Genomic DNA, 9,823 nt, shown 5'->3' with positions numbered 1-9,823 from the left:
CCATGCCGAACTCAGAAGTGAAACGCCGTAGCGCCGATGGTAGTGTGGGGTCTCCCCATGCGAGAGTAGGGAACTGCCAGACATCAAATAAAAGCGAAAGGCTCAGTCGAAAGACTGGGCCTTTTGCTTTATCTGCTGTTTGTCGGCGAGCGCTCTCCTGAGGAGGACAAATCCGCCGGGAGCGGATTTGAACGTTGCGCAGCAACGGCCCGGAGGGTGGCGGGCAGGACGCCCGCCATAAACTGCCAGACATCAAATAAGTGAAAAGGCCATCCTTTCGGATGGCCTTTTTGCATTTATACGCGGAAATCCACCGGAACTGTATCCGGCATATATATATTTAATGAATAACCTGCGATAAAAACGCGCGAGTGCGTTCCGATTTGGGGTGAGCAAAAAACTCATCCGGTGGTGCCTGTTCCACAATCTCGCCAAGATCCATAAAGATCACCCGGTCAGCTACTGTGCGGGCAAAGCCCATTTCATGGGTTACACATAGCATGGTCATGCCCGATTGCGCCAGACCTATCATGGTATCCAGCACTTCTTTTACCATTTCAGGATCCAACGCTGATGTGGGTTCATCAAATAACATGATTTTGGGTTTCATACACAGCGAGCGTGCAATGGCCACGCGCTGTTGTTGTCCACCAGAGATTTGCCCGGGATATTTATGTGCATGTTCGGCAATGCGGACCCGCTCAAGGTAGTGCATTGCCAGTACTTCAGCCTCTTTTTTCGGCATCTTTTGCACCCAGATAGGCGCCAGCGTGCAGTTTTGCAAGACAGTTAAATGAGGAAAGAGATTAAAGTGCTGAAAGACCATGCCAACTTCTTGTCGGACGCGCTCAATATTGCGGATGTCTTCATTGAGCTCAATCCCATCCACTACTATGCGTCCTTGCTGATGTTCTTCCAGATGGTTAATACAGCGGATAGTTGTCGATTTACCCGAACCGGAAGGCCCGCATAATACGATGCGCTCTCCCTGTTTTACCTTCAGGTTGATGTTTTTCAGGACATGAAACTGTCCGTACCATTTGTTGACGTTTTCCAGCGTAATCATCACGTCGGTAGACGGCATTAATAATTGGCTCATAAATTCCTCAGTGCGGTGTACGCCCGGTGTTAAAACGTTTTTCCAGATGCTGGCTGTAACGCGACATACTGAAACAGAAGATCCAGTAAATCAGTGCAGCGAAAACATATCCTTCTGTCGACATACCCAGCCACGCAGGGTCCACAGTTGCCTGCTGCACGCTACTGAAGAGATCAAACAGACCGATGATGATGACCAGGCTGGTATCCTTGAACAGGGCGATAATCGTGTTAACCAGACCCGGGATAACCAGCTTGAGGGCTTGCGGAAGAATGACCAGCCCCTGAGTTTTCCAGTACCCTAGCGCCAGTGATTCCGCGGCCTCATACTGACCTTTCGGTAGGGCCTGTAACCCTCCGCGAACCACTTCTGCGACATAGGCCGACTGGAAAAGAATAACGCCGACCAGCGCCCGGATAAGCTTGTCGATACTGGTTCCTTCGGACATAAACAGAGGAAGCATGACCGAGGACATAAACAGAACGGTAATCAACGGTACACCGCGCCAGAACTCAATGAAAATGACGGATAAAATCCGCACGACTGGCATATGGGAACGACGTCCCAACGCCAGTAAAATACCCCATGGAAGCGCGCCTGCAATCCCCACGGATGCAATAATAAGCGTCAGTGTTAATCCACCCCACTGCCGGGTTTCTACGCGTTCAAGCCCGAAAAAACCACCGTACATCAGCCACCAGACGACAATCGGATATATGACTGCCCAGATGGCGATATAACGGCCTCGGTGGGGAATGGTTTTCCAGAACATCGGAACAATAGAAACCAGACCAATTATCAGGGCCAGATTTACACGCCAACGCTGATCGTGTGGATAAAGCCCATACATGAATTGCCCGAAGCGTTCATGGATGAACACCCAGCAGGCCCCGGCTTTGGTACAGTCTGCCCGGGTAGAACCGACCCAGTTGGCCTGAAAGAATACCCAGTTCAACAGTGGCGGGAGAAATGACCAAATCAGCCATACGCATAGCAGGGTGAGCAGGCTATTTGACCAACTGGAGAACAGGTTTTTATGCACCCAGAGTAGACAGCGGCTTGCCGGATTGCTGTGCTGGCGCGAGGGGTGAGACAGCAGTGCTTTTGTCATCATGGCTCCTTAGCGCTCAATCAGTGCAATACGGCGGTTATAAATATTCATCAGCAAAGAAATACTCAGACTGATGATCAGGTATACCGACATGGTGATGGCGATCGTTTCAATGGCTTGCCCTGTTTGATTGAGTACCGTGCCGGCAAACAGTGAAACCATGTCCGGGTAGCCAATGGCGGCTGCAAGAGAAGAGTTCTTGACGATATTCAGGTACTGGCTGGTCAGTGGGGGAATGATGACGCGTAGCGCCTGTGGGATGATTACCTGGCGTAGCGTCACCGGATTTGGCAGACCCAGCGAGCGTGCGGCTTCATGTTGGCCGTAAGGAACGGCCTGAATGCCCGCCCGAATAATTTCTGCAATAAATGCCGAGGTATATACCGAAAGCGCCAGAGTTAGTGCCGCCAGTTCAGGAATAAGCACCATACCGCCACGGAAGTTAAAACCACGGAGCTCGGGAATATCCCAGTGAAGCGCAGCGCCAAACATCCACTGTGAAATCACCGGTAAAAGTACGATCAACGCCAGAGCTGTGGGCCAGGTCCGACGTTGCTGACCGGTTTTGGTCTGATGCATTCTGTTGAAGCGAAATAATCCGATGGTGACGACGATAGCGATAACGACAGCGGTGCAAAAGGCAAAAAAACCTTCTCCCATTTGCGGGGACGGAATATAGAGCCCCCGGTTACTCAGGAACATCAAATCCAGCGCGTTAACGGCCTGGCGTGGGCCGGGCAGATTACGTAATACGGCGAAATACCAGAAGAAGATCTGCAGCAGCGGCGGTATATTGCGGAACGTTTCGATGTAGATCGTCGAGAGCTTTCGCAATAACCAGTTATCTGACAGGCGTGCCAGCCCGAGAAAGAAACCGAGAATTGATGCGAAAACAATGCACAGTGCTGAAACTAACAGCGTATTGAGCAGGCCGACCACAAAGACACGACCATACGTATCGCCTTGCTCGTAATCGATCAGATGCTGGACGATGCCAAATCCGGCGCTGCGATCGAGAAAAGAAAACCCCGAGGTAATACCGCTATTGTTCAGGTTATTTATCGTGTTATGAATGAGATAGACCGCAATGCTGATAACCGCAATGACGGCGAGTATTTGAAATAACCAGGCGCGGACCGCAGGGTTAGAAAAGGATAACGATCCTTTTACGGTTGAGCGGCGATGGAACATAAGAAAACCTCAGTAACTATGACTCTGGGCTGAGCGCCGCAGTTGCGGCGCCCGTTACATCACTACGCATTAGCGCACCGGTGGCGCATACTGAATGCCACCGTTATTCCAGAGGTTGTTCTGTCCACGTTTGATCTTCAGCGGACTTTCCGATCCAACGTTACGTTCAAAGATCTCCGAATAGTTACCAACCTGCTTGATAATGTTGTAGGCCCATTTGTTATCAAGCTTCAGATCCTTGCCATAATCCCCTTCTTTACCTAACAGGTGTGCCATATCCGGTGTTGCTGGATTAGCCGCTTTGTCATCGACGTTTTTCGAGTTAACACCCATTTCTTCCGCATTTAGCATGGCGAACAGCGTCCAGCGAACAATGGAGAACCACTCATCGTCCCCACGACGTACGACAGGTCCCAGAGGTTCTTTAGAAATAACTTCTGGCAGGACGATCCATTCCGCAGGATTGCTCAGCTTGATGCGTAGGGCATACAGCTGAGACTGGTCGGAAGCCAGCGTATCGCAACGTCCAGATTCCAGAGCTTTGGCTGATTCATCCGAACGGTCAAAGGTGACGGGGGTGTACTTCATCTTGTTGGCTTTAAAGTAGTCGGCCACGTTTAGTTCGGTATCGGTTCCCGCCTGAATACAGACCGTTGCACCATCCAGCTCTTTAGCGCTCTTCAGGCCTGCTTTATTGTGGGTAAGAAAACCAATGCCGTCGTAATACGTTACACCAGTGAAGGACATGCCCATACCGGCATCACGAGAAGAGGTCCACGTGGTATTACGAGAGAGCATGTCGACTTCACCAGACTGTAATGCGGTAAAGCGTTCCTTGGCGGTGAGCGGGGTATATTTTACTTTGCTATCATCGCCAAATACGGCGGAGGCAACGCCACGACATACATCAACATCAATACCCGAGAACTTGCCGCTTGCATCGGCGTAAGAAAAGCCAGGCAAGCCGTCGCTGATCCCACATTGCACAAACCCTTTTTTCTTTACGGCATCAAGTGTTGCGCCGGCATGTGCCTGATTTGCAACAGCAAGCAGCACACCGGCCGCAGCCAGGCTGGCGATTATCATCTTTTTCATAGAGCATCCTGTGTGGAGGAATTATTGTTATGGAAACGTTCTGAAAACGTCTTTTACCTGTCTGTGGCTTTGGCCATACTCTTTTAAGCAAAGGTAGTGCCAGTTTTTTGCGCCTGATTATTCGACGCAATATGCAGAGTGTAGACAGGAAAAAATAAATGCAGCGCCCTGAAGTGGTGCAAAATTGAAACGTAAGCCACATTTCGGCGCAAAAAATTTAAAAATCAGACAGGACGCGTGATAACGATTTCTGGCGTTAATATTAATGGCGTGAGAATAATGAAAAGAAAATGTGGTGTTACGAAAAACAGAAAAAATGCTAATTTCAAATCGCGGATGTGTGAGTGAAATCTATAATAATTTTATTACATGTCAGGTTCTATTAAGCAACGTTTTGTCTTATATGCAGATTTTATGCTTATTGCTAAAAGCGCGGTAATAACCGCGCTTTTAAGATGATTTATTTGGTCAGGGCGACAATCCCAAGCGTCAGTCCGGCAACGGCTGCAGCACCACCGGCGATGGCCCCGGCTGTTTCCCAGTTATCCTGGGTGGTGCCTTTCATACAGGTATTGGTATGAACCAGGCGTCCCTGATCGTCGTATACAGGTACGCAAGGAGAATCGTGTGCACAGCCAGCCAGGAATGCGGTAAGCAGTGCAACGGATATTAATCTTTTCATGGTGTTACCTCAAAAATAAGCGTTTCGCTAATAGAGCAAAGACAAACGCTAAGCCATCTGCGAACTCGGCGATTATTTTACCACTTCTTAAAAAAGGACTGACATGAGGAATAATCTCAATTCATGTGGATTGTAAAAATAATGGATAAAAAGAAAGGTCGCGGGCGCGTTTAAAGGAATGCTTTAAATGAAATAAATGGCTATCTTATTAATAAATAAAGAGGCGTAACATGGGTGAAAAAGGCGTCCGTAGACGCCTTTATTTTACAAATTAATCGTTGTGCCGACTAAAACGCCGTCTTACGACAACAAAGAAGACGGGGACGAAGAAGATAGCCAACAATGTTGCGGTCAGCATTCCTCCCATAACACCTGTACCGACCGCATTCTGCGCACCACTACCTGCACCGTGACTGATAACCAGAGGCATAACCCCCAGAATAAAGGCCAGGGATGTCATCAGGATAGGACGAAGACGCATGCGCGATGCCTCCAGCGTCGCTTCAATCAACCCCTTGCCTTCTTTATCCATCAGGTCTTTGGCAAACTCGACGATCAGGATGGCGTTCTTAGCCGAGAGGCCGATTGTGGTTAGTAAGCCAACCTGGAAATACACATCGTTATTCATCCCACGCAGTGATGCTGCTAACAATGCGCCCACAACACCGAGCGGTACAACCAGCATCACCGAGAAAGGAATAGACCAGCTTTCATACAATGCGGCAAGGCAAAGGAAGACAACGATTAGCGAGATGGCATACAGCGCAGGAGCCTGGTTACCCGACAGTCGTTCCTGATAGGACATCCCCGTCCAGTCATGACCAATACCGTTTGGCAGTTTTTCCGCCAGGCTTTCCATTAGCGCCATTGCTTCACCGGTACTTCTGCCAGGCGCTGCTTCTCCCAGCAGCTCCATAGAAGGCATACCGTTATAGCGCTCCAGACGCGGTGAGCCGTAGATCCAGTCTGCGGAACTGAACGTGGAGAACGGAACCATTTCGCCATTGGCGCTACGAACATACAGATTATTGATGTCTTCCGGCAACATACGGAATTTGGCATCGGCCTGTACGTACACTTTTTTCACGCGGCCACGGTCAATGAAGTCATTGACGTAATAGCCGCCTAGCGCAGCTGAGATAGTTTCGTTGATATCAGACAGTGAGACACCAAGCGCTTGCGCTTTCTCCTGATCGACATCCAGCTTGAACTGGGCGGTATCCTCGAGCCCGTTTGGACGCACACGAACCAGCAGGTCAGGGTGTTTGGCAACCATGCCCAGCAGTTGGTTACGCGCTTGCGTTAACGCAGCATGCCCCAACCCGCCCTGGTCAATCAGCTCGAAGTCGAAGCCGGTTGCGGTACCCAGTTCAACGATGGCTGGCATGTTGAAAGGGAACACCAGACCATCACGAATCTGACTAAACGCTCGGGTAGCGCGGGCGATAATTGATTCAACGTTATTTTCGTTACCGCTACGTTCTTCCCAGGGCTTGAGGCTGACGAACGCCATCCCTGAGTTTTGCCCCTGGCCGCTGAAGCTAAAGCCGTTAACCGTAAAGACGCTTTCGACGTTGGCTTTCTCGTTATTCAGGTAGTAGTGGGTGACCTGATCCAGCACTTTCTGGGTTCGCTCTTGCGTGGCGCCTGCAGGAAGTTGAATCATCGTCAGGAAGACGCCCTGATCTTCCTCTGGCAGGAAGGAGGTTGGCAGGCGCATAAACAGCACAGCCATCCCGATGACGATTATCAGGTAGACGACCAGGTAACGCCCAGTTTTACGCACAATACCGCTGACGCTATTGGTGTAGTGATTGACGCTGTGATCGAATTTGGCATTGAACCAGCCAAAGAAACCGCTTCTTTTCTCGTGATGTTCAGCTGATACGGGCTTCAGCAACGTTGCACAAAGTGCGGGAGTCAGGATCAGCGCGACCAGTACTGAAAGCGCCATGGCGGAAACGATGGTGATGGAAAACTGCCGATAGATAGCCCCGGTTGAACCGCCAAAGAAGGCCATCGGGATAAATACCGCAGACAGCACCATGGCAATACCAACCAGTGCTCCCTGTATTTGTGACATGGATTTTTCCGTCGCCTCTTTGGGCGGCAGATGATCCTCCATCATCACGCGTTCTACGTTTTCCACCACCACTATCGCATCATCGACCAATAGACCGATGGCGAGTACCATGCCGAACATCGTCAGGGTGTTTATTGAGTAGCCAAACGCAGCAAGCACGGCAAATGTGCCCAACAATACGACAGGTACGGCGATGGTTGGAATGAGCGTTGCCCGGATGTTTTGCAGGAACAAATACATGACCAGGAACACCAGCACGATCGCTTCAAACAACGTTTTTACCACTTCATGAATGGAGATGGTCACAAACGGCGTCGTGTCGTACGGGTAGACCACCTTCATTCCCTGTGGGAAGAATGGCTGCAGTTCAACCAGCTTGGCTTTAATCGCGTTAGCAGTATCCAGCGCGTTTGCCCCGGTTGCCAGCTTGATCCCAAGGCCGGATGCAGGCTTACCGTTAATACGCGCCACGACGTTGTAGTTTTCCCCGCCTAACTCGATACGCGCGACGTCTTTCAGGTGAACAACCGAGCCATCGCTGTTCACGCGTAACGTCACTTTGCCGAACTCTTCAGGGTCTTTCAGTCGCGTTTGCGCAATGATAGAGGCGTTCAGCTGCTGGTTAGGTAATGCAGGCGTCCCCCCTAACTGACCTGCGGCAATCTGATCGTTCTGTACCTTCAACTGATTGATCACATCAACCGGCGTGAGCTGATATTTGTTCAATAAGTTTGCATCCAGCCAGATGCGCATGGCGTACTGTGCACCAAACAGCTGCACGTCACCCACGCCATTCAGACGGCTGATTGAGTCTTTAACGTTCGAGGCGACGTAATCGGAAATGTCATCCTGTGTGGTTTGTGGGTTGTCAGAGACAAAACCCGCGACCATCAAAAAGCTGCTGCTGGATTTCTCGACGCTGATCCCTTGCTGCTGAACTTCTTGCGGCAGTAGCGGAGTGGCGAGCTGCAGTTTATTTTGCACCTGCACTTGCGCGATATCGGGATCGGTACCGGACTGGAAAGTCAGTGTAATAGTCACACTCCCGGCCGAGTCGCTGGTGGAGGACATATACATCAGGTTATCGATACCATTCATATTCTGTTCGATAACCTGTGTGACTGTATCCTGAACCGTCTGTGCATCTGCACCAGGGTAGGTGGCAGAAATGGCGACCGCAGGAGGCGCAATGGTCGGGTACTGTGCCACGGGCAGTTGCATGATTGCCAGAGCACCCGCCATCATCAGAATGATAGCCAATACCCAGGCAAAGATAGGACGCCTGATAAAAAAGTTAGCCATGTCCGGTTACCTTATTGGGCTTTCGTGGCAGGGGTTTCGGTATCGGCGGTTGCTTTAACCTGAACGCCTGGACGTGCTTTCTGTAAGCCGCTCACGATAACTTTGTCACCCGGTTGCAGGCCTTCGCTGATGAGCCACTTGTCACCAATAGCTTGTGCGGCAACGACTGCGCGAGACTCAACCTGACTCTTGTCGTTAACGACCATTACGGTGGCATCACCGCGAGGAGTACGCGTTACCCCCTGCTGCGGAACGAGAATGGCATTCGGCTGGACGCCTTCATCAATGCGTGCGCGCACAAACATGCCCGGCAACAGCGTGTGCTGTGGGTTAGGGAATACGGCTCTGAGGGTGATTGAGCCGGTGCTTTCATCAACCGTCACATCAGAAAACTGCAAAGAGCCTTTTAGCGGGTATGACTGACCATTTTCCATCACCAGTTCGACAGTACTGCTGGCGCTGTCTTTATGCAGACTCCCTTGTTCAACGGACTGTTTGAGGCGCATAAAGTCGTTACTGGACTGTGTCACGTCGACGTAAATGGGATCGAGCTGTTGAACGGTAGCAAGCTCTGTAGCCTGGCCATTCGTGACTAATGCACCTTCGGTGACGTTGGATTTACCGATGCGTCCGCTAATTGGCGATGTTACTTTGGTGTAGGCCAGATTGATACGCGCGCTTTCGACCGCCGCTTTTGCTGCGATCACGGAGGCATCGGCCTGACGAGCATCAGCAATTGCCTGATCGTACTCTTGCTGGCTGATGTACTTGGTGCCAACCAACGGCACATAGCGTTTCACCGTTAAATGCGCGATTGCAGCCGCCGCTTCACTCTTCGCCAGTTCACCTTTGGCGCTGTCATAGTCAGCCTGATAAGTCGCGGGATCGATCTGATAAAGTGACTGCCCGGCTTCAATATCGCTTCCCTCAGTGAAATTCCGTTTAAGTACAATTCCACTAACCTGAGGACGGACTTCTGCAATACGAAATGCTGTGGTGCGTCCGGGTAATTCGGTCGTCACGGCTAAAGGGGCCTTTTCGACGACATGGACAGTCACCTGCGGCTCTGCGGGATGTGCTTGTGTTTCTCCCTGATCGTTACAACCGGCGAGTAATGCAGCGGAGATGATGATGAATGAGGGCAGGAGTGAAAACCTGGCATTTTTCGTCATTTCTATTCCTTAAAAAACCGAACGCTCGTTATTAACCGAGTAACAATAGGGGTGATAACGCGCACAAGAAAAAATAATAGTTGGCTAT

7 protein-coding genes and 1 rRNA gene are annotated in these 9,823 nt (G+C 50.6%); 1 reads left to right on the top strand and 7 read right to left on the bottom strand.

What is annotated here, in order from left to right; all coding sequences use genetic code 11:
* Positions 1-82 (top strand): 5S ribosomal RNA (gene rrf / locus OGY33_RS24595); the annotation flags it as partial.
* A 258-nt stretch (positions 83-340) separates the two neighbouring features.
* Here rrf and OGY33_RS15335 read toward each other — a convergent pair.
* The 7 genes from OGY33_RS15335 to OGY33_RS15305 form a co-directional block, all read right to left on the bottom strand.
* On the bottom strand, positions 341-1,099 hold the full coding sequence (locus OGY33_RS15335) for an amino acid ABC transporter ATP-binding protein (protein ID WP_191238073.1): 759 nt from the start codon (positions 1,097-1,099) through the stop codon (positions 341-343).
* 7 nt (positions 1,100-1,106) lie between these two features.
* The gene (locus OGY33_RS15330) at positions 1,107-2,210 is read right to left on the bottom strand and encodes an amino acid ABC transporter permease (protein WP_191238996.1); all 1,104 of its coding nucleotides are present in this window, start codon (positions 2,208-2,210) and stop codon (positions 1,107-1,109) included.
* A 9-nt stretch (positions 2,211-2,219) separates the two neighbouring features.
* The gene (locus OGY33_RS15325; protein ID WP_048225763.1) at positions 2,220-3,401 is read right to left on the bottom strand and encodes an amino acid ABC transporter permease; all 1,182 of its coding nucleotides are present in this window, start codon (positions 3,399-3,401) and stop codon (positions 2,220-2,222) included.
* A gap of 69 nt (positions 3,402-3,470) precedes the next feature.
* Positions 3,471-4,496, bottom strand: a complete 1,026-nt coding sequence (locus tag OGY33_RS15320; protein WP_048225761.1) for an amino acid ABC transporter substrate-binding protein — start codon at positions 4,494-4,496, stop codon at positions 3,471-3,473.
* Between the two features lie 460 nt (positions 4,497-4,956).
* Positions 4,957-5,178, bottom strand: coding sequence for a lipoprotein (locus OGY33_RS15315; protein WP_003025292.1), 222 nt, complete (start codon positions 5,176-5,178; stop codon positions 4,957-4,959).
* A 271-nt stretch (positions 5,179-5,449) separates the two neighbouring features.
* Positions 5,450-8,563: an efflux RND transporter permease subunit gene (locus OGY33_RS15310; RefSeq protein ID WP_191238074.1), complete on the bottom strand. Its 3,114-nt coding sequence runs from the start codon at positions 8,561-8,563 to the stop codon at positions 5,450-5,452.
* Positions 8,564-8,574: 11 nt separating this feature from the next.
* Positions 8,575-9,735: an efflux RND transporter periplasmic adaptor subunit gene (locus OGY33_RS15305; protein WP_032945162.1), complete on the bottom strand. Its 1,161-nt coding sequence runs from the start codon at positions 9,733-9,735 to the stop codon at positions 8,575-8,577.
* Positions 9,736-9,823: the final 88 nt, after the last annotated feature.

This window comes from Citrobacter sp. Cpo032 (assembly GCF_030332975.1).
In the GTDB taxonomy this organism is placed as follows: domain Bacteria; phylum Pseudomonadota; class Gammaproteobacteria; order Enterobacterales; family Enterobacteriaceae; genus Citrobacter; species Citrobacter portucalensis.
This window is presented reverse-complemented; position numbering and strand designations above follow the sequence as displayed.